Here is a 15,474-nt window from a genome sequence, read left to right as displayed (position 1 = left end):
GTTGCCGCCGCCGCCGTTGCCGCCGCCGTTGCCGCCGCCGCCGCCGCCACCGCCGCCGCCGCCGTTGCCGCCGCCGTTGCCGCCGCCGTTGCCGCCGCCACCGTTGCTGCTGCCGCCGCCGTTGCCGCCGCCACCGTTGCCGCTGCCGCCGCCGTTGTCGCCGCCGCCGCCGCCGCTGCCGTTACCCCCGCCACCGTTCGTGCGGCTGGTCGTGGTGGGGGGAGCGCTGGTCGTGGTCGTGGTCGTGGTCGTGGTCGTGGGTGGAGCCGTGGTGGTCGTCGTCGGCGGGCCGGTGGTGGTGGTCGTGGGCGGGCCCGTCGTGGTGGTCGGAGGAACGCTGGTGGTGGTGGTCGTCGGCGGGGTGGTGGTGCTCGTCGCCGGCGGCGTCGCGCACGACGGCCGGTTGATCACGTTGGTGTCCAGGCTGACCTGGCCGTTGCGGGCCAGGACACGCCCGGTGACCCTCGTACCGGTCTGCACCGAGATCGAGGTCAGGGCCATGACGGTGCCGACGAAGGTCGAGTTGGTGCCCAGCGTCGACGAGCTCCCGACCTGCCAGAACACGTTGCACGCGTTGGCCCCGCGGATGAGTCGGACCCGGCTGCTCGACGCGGTGATCAGCGTCGACCCGGCCTGGAACACCCACACCGAGTTCGGGTTGTTCTGGCCGTCGAGGGTGACGGTCCCGGTGAGGCCCAGCGCGCCTGCCGCGTTGTAGACACCCCCGACGAGCGTCTGCCCCCCGAGGTCGGCGGAGACGGCGGCGGGTGGGCCCTGGCCCGCGGCGTTGTTGTACGCCACGGTCAGGTCCGACTGTGCCTGCGCGGCAACGGCATCGGCCGAGTGCTGGACGCCGTTGACGATGCCTGGCGGGAAGCCGGTGATCGCCGTGCCCGGACTGACGCCGAGGTCGCCGGAGATGGTCGAGGGCCCGGTGTTGGTGACGGTCGTCCCGGCCAGTACGGCGAAGGCGTCGGCGGTGCCGAGGCCCACCACGGTGGCGGCGGCCTGCGCGGTGCCTGCCAGCGCCACCATCAGCGCTGCGGTCAGTACGGCGACGGCAGTGGTCAGGCCGATGCCGAGCGCGGTGCGCTTGCCATGTGGCTCGGTGGTGGAGCGTCTCATCGGGCTCGTCCCTGTCTGCGTCGTGGCCGGCCCAGACGTCGTGGCGTGTGGGTCGTGATTGCGTGACGCCGGATTCGGGTCGTCACACGGGTACGCGTCGGTCCGGTCCGGTGTTCGAACCGTCTGATCGCGTGCTCGGCCGACTGCTGATGCGTCGTGTCACGCATCGAGATGCGCCGCCGGGCGTGACCGAACGTCGGCGGTGTGCGCAGGCGACGCGGCCGGTTATGACCTGCGTCGTTCGGGGCGGCCGGCGCGGCCGTCGTGGCACTGCGTGACCGTCACGTCGACGGTTCAGTAATCGTGAGTCGGGGGTGTGGTGTTCCTGTCACACACTGTCGTCGACCGCACACGCTGTCAAGTCGAGCTGGTCAATTTGCAAACTATCGATAGACGTATCGGCATACGTGGACGTCAGGAGCGTGCGCAACCCGCCGGACGGTCCTGCCGCTGTCGTCGGCGGAGCCGCGATACTGGTCCCAACGTCAGGATGAGCCTGTCGAGGGCCGTGAGGAATCGGATCGTTGATCGACGAGAACGGGACCGAGGACGCGGGCCGTCCGCTGCACGAGCTCATCCGGTCGCGGATGGACCAGTACGGCTGGTCCTACACCGACCTGGCCCGGCGATCCGGCAACGACCTGTCGCGCGCACGCTGGCAACAGCTGGGATCGGGGCTGCGGCAACGCAAGTTCCCCGAGCCGGCGTCGCTGACGTCGATCGCCGTGGCCCTCGACGTCGACCTCACGACCGTGGTGCTGTCCGCCGCCCGGAGCGTGGGCCTCGCGGTACGACCGCAGGGCAGCACCTTGGCCGACCTGCTCCCGCCGGGGACCGAGCGGCTGTCCTCGCCGATGCGTGACGCCATCCTCTCGCTGGTCAGGGTGGCGGTGGGCGAGATCGGGGCCGACGTGGTGCGGACGACGGACGCCGAGGGAACGACACTGGAATGGCCCAAGGCCGACGCGCCCTCGCGCCATCGTCAGCGGGTCACCCCGACGGACGACGGCGGCTCCGGCACGGGCTGACGCGGCGAGGCCTCGCTACGCCGATCAGTTGCAGTTGCCCAGGGTAGTGAAACGTGTGCACAGCGTCGGACGATGTCCATGCAGCAGGCCGTCACGGCCTGGGCTCCGGCCGGGACTCCGGCGGAGCCGCTGCTCAGTGCTGACGAGCGCCAGGACCTCGCGAATGCCAGCGCCGCGCTGAGACACGAGAGGAGCTGCGGATGCAGCTCGGTGTGCGCCGCCGCAGACGGGACCGGACGACGCGACCGCAGGGCGAGCCCGACGCCGCCGCCGCGGTCGAGGACCTGATCACCGACCTGCGCGGGCTCATCGACGTGCGCCACCGGCCGTTGCGCTACGTCGTCGCCAGACTGGACGTCTCGGCCAGGGGCTGGGTCCTCGTGCTCGACTCGGAGAGCCCGGCCGAGGACCACTACTGGGCGTTGCGCGACGTGATCCGGGTGCTGGTACTCGGCGTCGGCGCCGCGGCGTCTGCTGTCCCGGCGGTCCCTTTGCGTGTCGTCCGTGACCGGCGCGACGACGAGCTGCCGCGGTCCGCGGGGCCGGTTCCCGCTCAGGCGTCGGAGTGGCTCGACGGATGACGATCACGGTGCCCGCCGCACCGTGCGAGCCCATCGACGACGTCGATGGTGCGGGGAACCTTGTACGGCCCTCCCATCCGATCCGCGACCAGAGGTCAGCGCGGGTCGCGGCCGATGAAGGCGAGCATCCGGGTCTGGACGTCGGCATCATCGGGAACCGGCACCTTCGGCCCGTACTGCCCACTGGAGCGCAGCGCCTCGTCGAGAGGGGTCATCCCCTCCAGCATCATCGCGCAGCGTTCGGGGTCGAGGGTCTCGTCCTGGCCGGTGGCGCGGGCGAGGTCCCAGGTGTGCATGAAGACGTCGGCGGTGAAGAAGCGTGACACCGCCTGCGGGAGCGGGACGTCGCCGATGTGCCGGTTCGACAGCATCGTGTCGGCGGCCGCGGGGTCGTCGAGCAGGGACTGGACGCCCTTGCTCATGGTGTGCCACGCCGCGGACGGGTCGTCGTCGACGCTCGGTCCCTGCGGCAGGGTGACTCCCGCGCCGCCGGCGAGGAAGCTCGGGAACCACTCGACGAGGTGTCGGACGACGTCGCGGGCCGTCCACTCCGGCACGGGGGACGGGCGGTCCCAGGCAGCGGCGGGCACGGCATCGACGAGCTCGCCGAACCGTCCGGCGATCTCGCGGTACTCGTCGGCGGGTGTCTGGTCGGGGATCACGGGGATCGCCTCCTCGGGGGTCGTTCACGTCGGTCGCTCCGTGCAACGACGCCGCGGCACCGAACTCATCGGCGCCCACGCCGCCACCCGGGGCGGAGGTCAGTCCTTGATCGCGTCGCGGCCGCGCTGCACGAGCAGCGGGTCGGGCGGGTACACGAGCGCCGGGTCCTTGCCGAGGTAGTCGAACTGGCTGAGGAAGAAGCGCATCGCGGCGAGCCGTCCGCGCTTCTTGTCGTTGCTCTTGATCGACGTCCAGGGAGCCTGATCGGTGTCGGTGTGCTCGATCATCGCCTCCTTGGCCGCGGTGTAGGCGTCCCAGCGGTCCAAGGACTCGATGTCCATGGGGGACAGTTTCCAGCGGCGGACGGGGTCGATCTGGCGGATCGCGAAGCGGGTCCGCTGCTCGGCGCGGGTGACTGAGAACCACAGCTTGGTGACGGAGAAGCCGCTCTCGATCAGCATCTGCTCGAACTGCGGGGCCTGGCGCAGGAAGACGTCGTACTCGTCGTCGGTGCAGAAGCCCATGACCCGTTCGACGCCGGCGCGGTTGTACCAGGACCGGTCGAACAGCACGATCTCGCCGGCCGTGGGGAGCTGCGTGACGTAGCGGTGGAAGTACCACTGACCGCGCTCGGTCTCGGTGGGCTTGGTGAGCGCGACGACGCGGGCGGCCCGGGGGTTGAGGTGCTCGACGAACCGTTTGATCGTGCCGCCCTTGCCGGCGGCGTCGCGGCCCTCGAAGAGGATGACGTGCTTGGCGCCGGTGTCCTGGGTCCAGTACTGGAACTTCAGCAGCTCCACCTGGAGCTGGTACTTCTCGGCCTCGTAGACGTCACGGTCGAGCCGCTCGGTGTAGGGGTAGTCCTCGAGCCAGGTCTCCACCGGGTCGCCGCCCGGGTCGATCAGGTCGGGGTCGGAGCCGTGGGCGTCGTGACGCACGCTGTAGCCGTTGCGGAGCAGGTGGTCCAGGTACTCGCGGAAGTTGCCGTGGATCATCGTTGCCGTCCCGAGCGGTGTCGTCCCGTGTGCGCGGTCGCGCCGACATTCGAGGGTCAGCCTGGTCCGACCGGGCGTGCGGTGGCAACAGTCGTCCGACTTCTTCGAGCGCAGACAGCGCGGTGACGTGCTGTCCGGCTGACCGGCGGGCGATGGTCCGGGACGCGCCCGTCCTGCTCCTCGGCAGGATGACCGGCTGCCGGGGCACGTTCAGCGAGCGACTCCGATCAGGGGTCCTGGTCGCCGCCCCGGGCGTCCTGGTCGACGTCGTGCTCGCTGCAGTGGTCAGGCCGCATTGCCGTGATCCGGGTCATGTTCTCCCGTCGTCGAGACCTCTGCTCAGACGTCGTCGAGCGCGCTGTCCAGAGTGATCGCCGCGTCGATGAGTGCGAGGTGGGTGAAGGCCTGTGGGAAGTTGCCGATCTGCTCGCCGGTCAGGGCGATCTCCTCGGAGAACAGCCCGACGTGGTTGGCGTAGGTCAGCATCTTCTCGAGCGCCAGCCGCGAGTCGTCCAGCCGTCCGGCGCGGGCCAGCGCGTCGACGTACATGAAGGAGCACAACGAGAACGTGCCCTCGGAGCCGCGCAGGCCGTCGGGGGAGGCGGCCGGGTCGTAGCGGTAGACGAGGCTGTCGGTGACGAGCCCGTCCTCCATCGCGGCGAGGGTGGAGTGCCACATCGGGTCGGTGGGAACGACGAATCCGACGGTCGCCATCCGCAGGAGCGACGAGTCGAGCACCGTGTCGTCGTAGTGCTGGACGAACGCCTGCCGGCCCTCGTCGAAGCCGCGCGTCATGATCTGGTCGTAGATCGCGTCACGGGCGGCGGTCCAACCGGCGACGTCGGCGGGGCGGCCGCGTTCACCGGCCATCCGGATGCCGCGGTCGAACGCCACCCAGCTCATGAGCCGGCCGTAGGTGAAGTCCTTGCGCCCGCCGCGGGTCTCCCAGATGCCCTCCTCGGGCTGGTCCCAGTTGCGGGCCAGCCAGTCGAGCATCCCGCCGATCTGCGTCCAGCCGCGGTGCCCGTAGGCGATGCCGTGCCGGTCTGCGAAGGAGATGCTGTCGAGCGCCTCGCCGTAGATGTCGAGCTGGAGCTGGTCGGCGGCGCCGTTGCCGATCCGGACCGGACGGGAGCCGCGATGGCCCGACCAGTGCGGCAGCTCCTCCTCGACGAGGTCGGACGTACCGTCGACGCGGTACATGATCTTGAGCGGTGAGCCCGCGTCGCCGGCCTCGGCGACGCGGTCGCGCAACCAGCCGACGAACTGCGCCGCCTCGCCGGTGAATCCCATCTTGAGCAGGGCGTACACGCTGAACGACGCGTCGCGCACCCATGTGTATCGGTAGTCCCAGTTGCGTTCGCCGCCGATCTGCTCGGGCAGTGCCGCGGTCGGGGCGGCGACGAGCGCACCCGTCGGCCGGTACGTCATCAGCTTGAGGGTGATCGCGGAGCGGCCCAGCATCTCCCGCCAGCGGCCCTTGTACGTGGATCGCCCGAGCCACATCCGCCAGAAGCCGACGGTGTCGTCGAACAGCTCCCCCAGGTCGGCGACGCGGAGGGTGCGCGGTGGCCCGTCCGCGCCGGCCTCGAGGACGAACCCGCGCAGGTCACCGGCCGTGAGGTCGACGCGCACACGCAGGTCGCCGTCGTCGACCGCGACGTGGGCGAGCGGCGGATCGCCCGGTTCGCGGACGCTGTGCAGGGTCAGGGTGAGGTCGTCGGTGGCGAAGGCGGCGCCGTGGTCGGTGAGGTGCAGTGCGTGCCGGGCCCGTCCGTAGTCGAACCGCGGTGCGATCCCGACGTCGAACGACATCGCGCCGCGTACGCAGCGGATCATCCGGACGATCCGGTGCCGGCCGGTCACCTCCGGCCCCGCGGGCGGCATGAAGTCGACGACCTCGCCGACGCCGGCCCCGGTGATGAACCGTGTGATCAGGACGGCCGTGTCGGGGTGGTACATCTGCTTGGCGTCGTAACCGTCGACGGCGGGCCGGATCCGGAAGTGCCCGCCCTTCTCGTCGTCGAGCAACGCGCCGAACACAGTGGGGGAGTCGAACCGCGGGCAGCAGAACCAGTCGACGGAGCCGTCGGTGCTGACCAGGGCGGCCGTGTGCAGGTCCCCGATCAGACCGTGTTCGGCGATCGCCGCCTCGACCATCTGGCTCCCCCTCGCTCGACGGGAGATCAGACTTTCAGCGACGGGTCGCGGGCGCCAGAGCCATTGTGGTCGGCGGCCACTGTGCTACATCGATCGCCGTTGCGGTCGCGGCTGTGCGGGCAGCGTGCTGCCGGCGTGTCGAGGTGGTTGCCGCCTGCCGCCTGACCGCCGCCGGCCTGCCACACGATCGAGTGAATGACGGTCGTCGTCGACCGCCCGAGTCTAGTCTGCTGCTTCCGGCGCCCCTCGACGTCGATGACCTGAGGTGACGGTGCGGCGGAAAGAGCCCGACATGACGACATCGGACGTCGGCGCACGATCCGGCGAGGCGCGCGTGGGTGTGCTGGCCCGGCACCCGCTGGTGTGGTTCTTCGTGATCGCCGCCGCGGGTGCGTGGGTGGTCGAGCTGCCGGTGATCCTTTCCCGCACGGGGACGGGGCTGTTGCCCTACACACTCCCACCGCTGGTGGTGCTCCTGCTGATCGCGGGGGCGACGTTCACGGGGCCGACCGTGGCGGCGTTCGTCATGGTCCGGGTGACCGAGGGTCCGGAGGGCCCGAAGCGGCTGCTGCGCCGGTACGTGCAGTGGCGCGTGCCGTTCCGGTGGTACCTGTTCGTCCTGCTGGTGATCCCGGTGAGCGAGGTCGTCGGGGCGATCGTCGTCCCCGGGGCCGTCGGGTCGGTCCAGCCGGTGACGTCGGCGCTGGTGGCCGGCTACCCGCTGGCGTTCCTCACGACCTTCCTCCTCGGCGGCCCGCTGGGTGAGGAGCCGGGCTGGCGCGGCTTCGCGCTGCCCCGCCTGCAGGCGCGGTTCGGGCCGCTGGCCGGGGCCACGGTCCTCGGTGTGCTGTGGGCGCTGTGGCACTTCCCGTTGTTCTGGTCCGGGGTGTGGACACCGCTGACCGCGGCCAACATGATCATGTTCCTCGTGATGATCACGCTGCTGACCATCGTCATGGCCTGGGTGTTCAACAACGTCGGCGGCAGCCTGCTGCTCACGATGCTGATGCACGCGTCGTTCAACACCTTCGCGGACAAGGTCGTTGCGCCGCTGTTCCCGGCGCCGCTGCTGAACGACTACGTGCTGCTCCCCGAACTGATCGGGTTCGGGCTGGTCGCGGTCATCGTGATCGTGGCGACGCGCGGCCGGTTGAGCTACGCGGCGCGCACTTAGGGCTTTCCCCGGGGACACGGGCCCCGGCGTCGTCGGGCTGAGCCGCGGTTCAGCTGAGCGTGGTCTGGGCGAGGTGCTCGCGGAAGGTGCTGCCCTCGTAGTCGTGCCGGTAGACCTTGGCCTTCTGCAGGATCGGGACGACGAGGTCGCTGAACTCCGCGTACCCGCCGGGCCGCACGGGGCAGGTGACGAGGAAGCCGTCGCCGTCGCTCTCCTCCCAGAGGGAGATGAGCTCGTCTGCGACCTGCTGCGGGGTGCCGACCAGCTGCGGCATCAGCACGCTCTGCCCGTACGCGCGGGCTCCCTCGCGGATCGTCATGGCGTCGAGGCCGTGGTCGGCGAGGCTGGTGACGGCGCCCCAGATCCCGCGGATGCCCGGCATGTCGGGGATCTCCTCGGCGGGCGCGTCGAGGTCGAGGGTGGAGAAGTCGAACGCGGTGTGCCCCGACAGCAGGGCGAGCGAGCCGTCCGGCGGGACGAGGCCGTTGAGGTAGTCCTGCTTCTCCCGGGCCTCGGCCTCGCTGAGCCCGATGATCGGCTGCACCCCGAAGAAGCTTTTCAGCTGGTCGGCGGTACGTCCGAACTTCTCCGCGCGGGCGTTCATGTCGTCGACGAAGGCCTTCATCTGGACGACGTTCATCTGGAACGACAGGGCGGCGTCGGACCAGCGGGCGCAGAAGTCACGGCCGTTCTCGGAGCCGCCGGCCTGGAAGATCACCGGCTTGCCCTGCGGTGACGGGCTCATCGGCCCGGTTCCCTTGGCGCGGTAGTACGTGCCCGAGTAGTCGATGTCGCGGACCTTGTCGGGGTCGGCCCACACCCCGTTCTCCCGGTCCTCGACGACGGCGTCGGCGTCCCAGCTGTCCCAGAACTCGTGGCAGATCTCCATGTACTCGGCGGCGCGCTCGTACCGCTCGGCGTGCGGGATGGGGTCCATCCCGTGTGCCTCGGCCTCGCGGGGCTGGAACGAGGTGACGACGTTCCAGCCGACGCGGCCCTTCGTCAGGTGGTCGAGCGTCGAGAACTGGCGGACGGCGGCGTACGGGTGGTTGTAGGTCGTCGACAGGGTCGAGACGAGCCCGAGGCGCTCGGTGGCCGCAGCCATCATCGGGAGCAGGAGCATCGCGTCGGGTGAGGGGAACTGGATGCCGTCACGCAGGGTGGGGGCGATGCTGTCCTGGTAGACGCCGTAGGGCGCCAGGCCGACGGCGAAGAAGAAGCCGTCCATCTTGCCGCGCTCGCAGTCCTGCGCGATGCGCTGCCACAGCTCGGGGCTCGCCCAGTCCATCCCGGGCCCGTGGCTCTCCGGGTGCCGCCACGAGCCCACCATGTGCGCCGACGGCGACCACAGCGAGAAACCCACGAGATGCATCAGCCTGTCGCTCAACGGGACTCCTGTCTTCGGCAACGTGACTCGGGGACCGACGCCATCATCTGTGCCGGAGGTCGTTCCTGCGCGGTGCGGCACCCTCGATCATGCTTGGTCCGTCGACGACGACGTCGCATCCCGGAGGTGGGGGAGATCGTGGAACAGGACGAGCCCAGGGCCGCGCCGCTGGCGGGCATCACGGTGGTGGCGCTGGAGCAGGCCATCGCCGCACCGCTGTGCACGCGGCATCTCGCCGATCTCGGGGCCAGGGTGATCAAGGTCGAGAACCCGGGTGTCGGCGACGCGAGCAGGCACTACGACGGCGTCGTGCACGGGATGGCGGCGCATTTCGTGTGGCTCAACCACGGCAAGGAGTCCGCCGAGCTGGACGTGCGCGACGACGCCGACCGCCAGGTGTTCGAGGGCCTGCTGGAGCGGGCCGACGTCCTGGTCAGCAACCTGGCGCCGGGCGCGCTGGGCCGTCTCGGGCTCGGACCCGACGACCTGGTGGAACGCTTTCCGCGGCTGATCGTCGTCGACATCTCCGGTTACGGCACCGGCGGCCCGCTCGACCACAAGAGGGCCTACGACCTGCTGATCCAGTCGGAGGGCGGCGCGTGCGCGATCACCGGGCTCCCCGGGCAGCCGGTGAAGCCCGGCGTGCCGGTCGCCGACATCGGCACCGCGCTCTACGCCTACTCGGCGGTGCTCGCCGCGCTCTACGACCGTGACCGGACCGGCCGGGGGACGGTCGTGCGCGTCGCGATGCTCGACGTCCTCGCCGAGATGATGGGCTTCGCGATCACCACGGTCCTGCACGGCGGCGAGATGGTGCCGGTCGGGCTGGGGTCGCCGACCGTCGCTCCCTACGGCGCCTACCCGACGCGCGACGGTGCCACCGTGGTGCTGGGCACGACGAACGACCGGGAGTGGCGACGGCTGACCGAGGACCTGCTGGGCCGTCCCGACCTGGCTGCCGATCCGCGGTTCGCGCACAACTCCGACCGGGTCGGCGTTCGCGGCGAGCTCGACGAGATCCTGCGCGACTGGTGCTCGGGCCACGACATCGAGGACATCCAGCGTCGCGCGGACGAGGCCGGGATCGGCAACGCCCGGCTCAACGACGTGCGCGACCTCGCCGCGCACCCGCAGCTGGCGGAGCGCGGACGGTGGCGCGAGGTCGGGTCGCCGGTCGGGCCGCTGCCCGCACTGGTCCCGCCCGCGATGGGGGAGGGCTGGCCGCGCCGCGACGGCCGCGTCCCGGCGCTGGGCGAGCACACCGCCGCGATCCGGGCCGAGGTCGAAGCCCTCAGACCGGGACCGGATGGTGGTGCTCGTCCGGCATGACCTCGTGGCTGTGGACCCAGCCGTGCCCGGTGCGGTCGGCTGCGCCGACGTGCCCCTCGGCGGTGTCGTCGTGGGTGTGCAGGACGGGCCGGGTGAGCCGCCGCGGCCACCAGACCACCGCGAGGACGACGGCGACGACCCCGAGCCCGAGCAGCACCGACCAGGTCACGACGAACCCGGCCGCGGTGCCGAGCCGGCCGGTCAACGGGTAGGTGACCAGCCAGCAGGCGTGTGACAGCGAGAAGTGCGCGGCGAAGACGGCCGGCCGGTCGTCGAGACGGCCCGCTCGGCGCAGCACCCGGCCGACCGGCATCAACGTCAGTCCGTTGCCGAGCCCGATGCCGGCCCACACCGCGCAGGCCAGCGGCCAGGACGCCCCGGCGGCGAGCACGACCGCGCCGCCGACGGCGACGAGCGCGACCACGGAGCCGACGAGCATGACGGTGCGTTCGTGCAGGACACGCAGCAGCCGTGGGGTGGCGACGGCGGCGGTCGCGGTGCCGGCACCCGACACGGCGAGGAGCAGCGCGACGTCGGCCTCGGTGCCGGCGAGCAGGTCGCGAACCACGTTGACGGTGCTCACGAGCGTGATCGCGCCGGTGGCGGCGATGACGAGATCGAACGCGACCACGGCGCGCAGCGCGGGGACGGCGCCGAACGCCCGCACGCCCGACGAGAGCCGGTCGCGGAAACGGTCGCGGCTGCTGCGGCGGGCGGCCGGGACCGCGGTGGTCACGACGAGCAGGGCCGACGCGGCGAAGCCGATCGCGGTGCCGACGAACAGGTCGTGGAAGGTGAGCACCGTGAGCGCCGCGGCGGCCAGCAGCGGGCTCAGAATCGTCTCCGCCGCCGACGCGAACTGCGACGCCGACAATGCGCGCGTGTAGTCGGACTCGTCGGGAAGAATGTCGGGGAGTACGGACTGGAATGTCGGTGTGAATGCCGCCGACGCCGACTGCAGGACCGCGATCAGCGCGTAGACCTGCCAGACCTGGCTGACGAACGGGAGCGCGAGGACGACGAGCGCGCGGACGACGTCTGCGCTCACCATGACGACCCGGCGCGGCACGCGGTCCGCCCACGCGCCCACGACCGGCGACACGGTGACGTAGGCGATCATCTTGACCGCCAACGCCGTTCCGAGTACGACGCCGGCGCTCTCCCCGGCAAGGTCGTACGCGAGCAGGCCCAGGGCCACCGTGGCCAGCCCGGTGCCGACGAGTGCCACGAGCTGCGCGCAGAACAGCGTCAGGTAGACCCGGTGGTGCAGTAGTGCGCGCATCTCGTCCTGTCGGCCGATCCATTGTCGTCGGGGCGCACGGTAATCGCGGAAATGGATTGCGTCGACGACGTAGGTGCCAGTGCAGTGCAGCAGTGAATGGTCTGCACACAGCGGGATCAGGCCCTTGCCCGTAGTGACGCTGCGGGTGAGCTCGCGGGCGAGGATCGACGCCGGCCGGGGGCGGGTTCCGCGTCGTGTCCGAATCCCGCCAGCGAACGTCCTCACCGGGGAGCACCGTGGGCGTCGGAGGAGATCACTCCGACCGAGAGAGGGCACCATGACGACCACCCCCACCGGGATCGTCTTCACGACCACCGGCAGCCCGCTGGGCGAGCTGCTGCTGGTCGGCGAGATCGGCACGGCCGGGTTCACGCTCACCTCGCTGTCGATGCCGGGGCAGCGGTCCGCACCCACCGTCCACCTCGACCAGGAGCGCGCGCCCGCGGCGTTCGCCGACGTCGTCGCGCAGCTCGACGCCTACTTCGCCGGCCGCCTCACCAGGTTCGACATCCCGTTCACCCCGGCCGGGACCGAGTTCCAGCGGCGCGTCTGGCAGGAGCTCGACACGATCGCCTACGGCACGTCGACGACCTACGGCGCCGTCGCCACCGCCCTCGACCTGCCGCGCGAGCGCGTCCAGGCCGTCGGGGTGGCGATCGGCGCGAACCCGCTGCTGGTCGTGCGTCCGTGCCACCGCGTCATCGGTGCCGACGGGTCGATGCGCGGGTACGCCGGGGGCGTCGAACGCAAGGTCGCGCTGCTCTCGCTCGAGGGCGTGCTGCAGCCGACGCTGCTGTGACCGCCGCACCCGAGCGGGTCGCGGCGCAGGACTGGGCGGCGCTGGCGGGCGAGCTCGACGAGCACGGCCACGCGCTGACCGGGCCGCTGCTGACGCCCGCGGCCTGCCGGGCGATCACCGCGCTCTACGACGACGCGGACCGGTTCCGCGCCACCGTGGACATGGCGCGGCACCGGTTCGGGTCGGGGGAGTACCGGTACTTCACCCACGATCTTCCCGACGTCGTCCGGGAGCTGCGCGCGGCGTTCTACCCGCGGCTGCTGCCGATCGCACGCGACTGGGCCGAGCGGCTCGGCAGGCCCGCGCCGTGGCCCGACGACCTCGACGAGTGGGTGGCCCGGTGCCACGCGGCGGGCCAGGCCCGGTCGGCGCAGATCCTGCTGCGCTACGGCCCCGGCGACTGGAACGCCCTGCACCGCGACGTCTTCGGCGACATGCTGTTCCCGCTGCAGGTCGTCGTGATGCTCGACGAGCCCGGCGTCGACTTCACCGGCGGTGAGTTCCTTCTGGTGGAGCAGCGGCCACGGGCGCAGTCGCGCGGATCGTCGACGACGCTGCCGCAGGGGCACGGGCTCGTCTTCACGACGCGGGACCGGCCCGTCGCGTCGAGCCGGGGCTGGTCGAACGGCCCGATGAAGCACGGCGTCAGCACCGTGCGGTCGGGCAGCCGGCACACCCTCGGGCTCGTCTTCCACGACGCGGCCTGACGTGACGGCCCATTGGACCCTGCTCGGCGCCGACGGCCGCCCCTTCGTGAGCGACCGGCCCGGGACCCTGGGCGGCGACCGGCGCCGGCGCATCTACGGGCGGCTCGACTGCCCGTCGGCGCGTCGCGCCCTGGCCCGTGGCCACTACGTCGGCCCGCGCGCGGAGCGTCGGTTCCAGCAGCACCGGCTCGCGGTCGATGCCGGTCAGGATGTCGTGCAGGGCCTCCGAGCCGCGGCGGCCCATCTCGTCCATCGGCGAGCTGATCGAGCTCATCGGGACCGGCAGCCAGCTCATCAGCGGGATGTCGTTGTAGCCGATGATCGCGATGTCGGCCCACGATCCGGCCGTGCTCCCGCGCGGCGCCGACGGCCCCGATCGCGGCGAAGTCGTCGATCGCGGTGATCGCGGTGATCGCGGTGATCTCGGGGTGGCGGGTCAGCAGCCCGTCGGCGGCCGCGTGCCCGCCTTCGGCGGCGGGTGCTCCCTGCTGGACGCAGCTGTCGGGCACGTGGATCCCGGCCGACATGAAGCGCTCGACGAACCCGTGCGTGCGCTCCACACACGTGCTCGCGTACTCGGGGCCCGCGATGACCCCGACCGCGCGGTGACCGAGCCCGAACAGGTGCTCACCGGCGAGCCGACCGCCGCGGACGTCGTCGGTCGTCACCGACGGATGCCCGCGCAGCCGCCGGTTGACGGACACGTACGAGATCTCTCGACGTTCGAGCGCCTGCACGAGGTCGTCCCCGTCCAGGCGGGCGTCGCCGATGAGGAAGCCCTCGACGCGGCGCGCCGGCATCGTCTCCAGCCGCTCCATCCGCAGCGTGGGGTCGTCGTTCGAGTTGGCGACGAGCGTGGTTGGCCGCGGGCGTGGGCCGCGCCGTCGGCGCTCTCGTAGATGCGCGCCAGCAGGTGAGTCGGTGATCCGCGGAACGATGATCCCCAGGGCCACCGAGGGGTGCAGGGTCCGGCCGACGTGGACGTTCCCGCCGGGGTCCGAGGCCGGCAGCGCCGTCGGCGCGATCGCGGCGGGACGATCCCCTTGCTGCGCAGCAGCCCGCCGGGTGCGCCCGGCACATCGTGTCCAGCCACAGCGCGTACTCGGCCCAGCTCGCGCCGTCGGCGCGGTCCACCCGGCTCGGAGCCCTACGGAACCAGGCAGATCTTGCCGACGGTCCGCCGTTCCTCCAGCAGCGTGTGCACGTGGGCGGCGTCGGCCAGCGGGAACGTCTGCGTCCGCAGCGTCACCGCGCCCGCGGCGACCCGGTCCAGCACGTGGGCGACAGCCCGCCCCGGCTCGGCGGGATCGGCCTCGAAGACGCGGCGCAGCACGAAACCGGTCACCGTCTGCCCGCGCGGGATCAGCCGGCGGGCGTCGAATGTCGCGGGCTGCTGCGTCGACGATCCGACGACCACGAACCTTCCGTTGTGCCCCAACGCGTCCAGTGCCGCGGCGAACACGGGCCCGCCGACCATGTCGGCGACGACGTCGACGCCGCGCCGGCCCGCCAGCCCGCGGAGCACCCCACGCAGGTCCGGGTCCGCCGGATCGACGGCGTCGCTGCACCCGAGGGCGATCGCCTGGTCGCGCTTCTCCGGTGTCGACGCCGTCCCGACCACCCGGGCGCCGAGGTCCGCGGCCAGCTGCACCGCCATCCCGCCCACCCCACCTGTCGCCCCGGTGACGAGCACCGTCTCGCCCGCGCGGGTGCGCCCGAACCGGTCGACCGCGTACCAGGCCGTGATGCCCTGCAGGAACGCGCCGACGACCGTCACGGGGTCGACGTCCGGCGGCACCGGGTAGGCCCGGCGGCCGTCGACGACCGCATGGTCGGTGTAGCCGCCGCCGTCGGGCAGGAACGCCGCCACCGGCGTCCCGACGACGTGTCCCGACCCCGGACCCGCCCGGACGACGGTCCCGACGACCTCGACCCCCGGGACGTCGGGGAGCACCTGGTCGCGCCGGTACTCCCCGCGCCGGGTCATCGTGTCGGCGAAGTTGACCCCTGCCGCGGCGACGGCCACCACGACGTCGGCCGGCCCCGGCTCGGGCAGCGGCTCGGTGACCAGTTCCAGTACGTCCGGCGGGCCGAAGCGGGAGAAGCGGACGGCGCGCCGCGTCGCCGGGGGAGTGGTCATGTCTCCTTCGTACCGGCTGCGCCTCGCTCGTGGCGGGTTTCGACCCGGACGCACCGATCCGGGTCCGGGTGAGCTCCTCCGCCGTGTTCGACCTCGGGCTGCCT

General features: G+C 71.8%; 14 protein-coding genes and 1 pseudogene. 6 read left to right on the top strand and 9 right to left on the bottom strand.

Annotation, left to right across the window (positions count from 1 at the left end; translation table 11 throughout):
* Window positions 1-1,125: ice-binding family protein (locus TOK_RS12890; RefSeq protein WP_216361960.1), on the bottom strand; the 1,125-nt coding region annotated here is incomplete at its 3' end.
* Between the two features lie 524 nt (window positions 1,126-1,649).
* Between TOK_RS12890 and TOK_RS12885 the strand changes: the two genes are divergently transcribed.
* Both TOK_RS12885 and TOK_RS12880 read left to right on the top strand, forming a co-directional pair.
* Complete coding sequence (locus TOK_RS12885) at window positions 1,650-2,153, top strand: helix-turn-helix transcriptional regulator (protein WP_098958088.1); 504 nt, start codon at window positions 1,650-1,652, stop codon at window positions 2,151-2,153.
* 200 nt (window positions 2,154-2,353) lie between these two features.
* Complete coding sequence (locus TOK_RS12880) at window positions 2,354-2,734, top strand: hypothetical protein (RefSeq protein ID WP_098958087.1); 381 nt, start codon at window positions 2,354-2,356, stop codon at window positions 2,732-2,734.
* A 95-nt stretch (window positions 2,735-2,829) separates the two neighbouring features.
* On the opposite strand, the gene TOK_RS12875 is transcribed toward TOK_RS12880, so the two are convergent.
* From TOK_RS12875 to TOK_RS12865, 3 genes are all read right to left on the bottom strand, one after another.
* Window positions 2,830-3,396: a TIGR03086 family metal-binding protein gene (locus tag TOK_RS12875; protein WP_253258357.1), complete on the bottom strand. Its 567-nt coding sequence runs from the start codon at window positions 3,394-3,396 to the stop codon at window positions 2,830-2,832.
* A gap of 99 nt (window positions 3,397-3,495) precedes the next feature.
* Complete coding sequence (gene ppk2 / locus TOK_RS12870; protein WP_098958085.1) at window positions 3,496-4,392, bottom strand: polyphosphate kinase 2; 897 nt, start codon at window positions 4,390-4,392, stop codon at window positions 3,496-3,498.
* A 339-nt stretch (window positions 4,393-4,731) separates the two neighbouring features.
* Window positions 4,732-6,552: a glycoside hydrolase family 15 protein gene (locus tag TOK_RS12865; protein WP_098958084.1), complete on the bottom strand. Its 1,821-nt coding sequence runs from the start codon at window positions 6,550-6,552 to the stop codon at window positions 4,732-4,734.
* 292 nt (window positions 6,553-6,844) lie between these two features.
* On the opposite strand from TOK_RS12865, the gene TOK_RS12860 reads away from it, so the two are divergent.
* The gene (locus tag TOK_RS12860) at window positions 6,845-7,726 is read left to right on the top strand and encodes a CPBP family intramembrane glutamic endopeptidase (RefSeq protein WP_098958083.1); all 882 of its coding nucleotides are present in this window, start codon (window positions 6,845-6,847) and stop codon (window positions 7,724-7,726) included.
* Window positions 7,727-7,775: 49 nt separating this feature from the next.
* Here TOK_RS12860 and TOK_RS12855 read toward each other — a convergent pair whose 3' ends face one another.
* Window positions 7,776-9,113, bottom strand: a complete 1,338-nt coding sequence (locus tag TOK_RS12855; protein WP_141566372.1) for an NtaA/DmoA family FMN-dependent monooxygenase — start codon at window positions 9,111-9,113, stop codon at window positions 7,776-7,778.
* Between the two features lie 138 nt (window positions 9,114-9,251).
* Between TOK_RS12855 and TOK_RS12850 the strand changes: the two genes are divergently transcribed.
* Window positions 9,252-10,442 (top strand): CaiB/BaiF CoA-transferase family protein, encoded by a 1,191-nt coding sequence (locus tag TOK_RS12850; protein ID WP_098958095.1) that lies wholly within the window; start codon window positions 9,252-9,254, stop codon window positions 10,440-10,442.
* Here the strand turns inward: TOK_RS12850 and TOK_RS12845 are convergent.
* Window positions 10,405-11,724, bottom strand: coding sequence for an MFS transporter (locus TOK_RS12845; protein WP_098958081.1), 1,320 nt, complete (start codon window positions 11,722-11,724; stop codon window positions 10,405-10,407). The genes TOK_RS12850 and TOK_RS12845 overlap by 38 nt on opposite strands.
* A gap of 277 nt (window positions 11,725-12,001) precedes the next feature.
* Between TOK_RS12845 and TOK_RS12840 the strand changes: the two genes are divergently transcribed.
* Both TOK_RS12840 and TOK_RS12835 read left to right on the top strand, forming a co-directional pair.
* Window positions 12,002-12,523, top strand: coding sequence for a methylated-DNA--[protein]-cysteine S-methyltransferase (locus tag TOK_RS12840; RefSeq protein ID WP_098958080.1), 522 nt, complete (start codon window positions 12,002-12,004; stop codon window positions 12,521-12,523).
* Window positions 12,520-13,230, top strand: a complete 711-nt coding sequence (locus TOK_RS12835; RefSeq protein ID WP_098958079.1) for a 2OG-Fe(II) oxygenase — start codon at window positions 12,520-12,522, stop codon at window positions 13,228-13,230. The genes TOK_RS12840 and TOK_RS12835 overlap by 4 nt, the downstream gene beginning before the upstream one ends.
* Here TOK_RS12835 and TOK_RS35335 read toward each other — a convergent pair.
* The 3 genes and pseudogenes from TOK_RS35335 to TOK_RS12820 form a co-directional block, all read right to left on the bottom strand.
* Window positions 13,169-13,504 (bottom strand): hypothetical protein, encoded by a 336-nt coding sequence (locus TOK_RS35335; protein WP_374754893.1) that lies wholly within the window; start codon window positions 13,502-13,504, stop codon window positions 13,169-13,171. The genes TOK_RS12835 and TOK_RS35335 overlap by 62 nt on opposite strands.
* 73 nt (window positions 13,505-13,577) lie before the next feature.
* A pseudogene (locus tag TOK_RS35330) lies at window positions 13,578-14,183 on the bottom strand (LacI family transcriptional regulator); the annotation flags it as partial.
* Between the two features lie 194 nt (window positions 14,184-14,377).
* Window positions 14,378-15,370 (bottom strand): zinc-binding dehydrogenase, encoded by a 993-nt coding sequence (locus tag TOK_RS12820; RefSeq protein ID WP_098958077.1) that lies wholly within the window; start codon window positions 15,368-15,370, stop codon window positions 14,378-14,380.
* Window positions 15,371-15,474: the final 104 nt, after the last annotated feature.

It is taken from the genome of Pseudonocardia sp. N23 (genome assembly GCF_002583555.1).
Taxonomy (GTDB): Bacteria; Actinomycetota; Actinomycetes; order Mycobacteriales; family Pseudonocardiaceae; genus Pseudonocardia.
The sequence above is the reverse complement of the archived record's forward strand: the minus strand, read 5'-3'. Positions and strand labels throughout refer to the sequence as shown.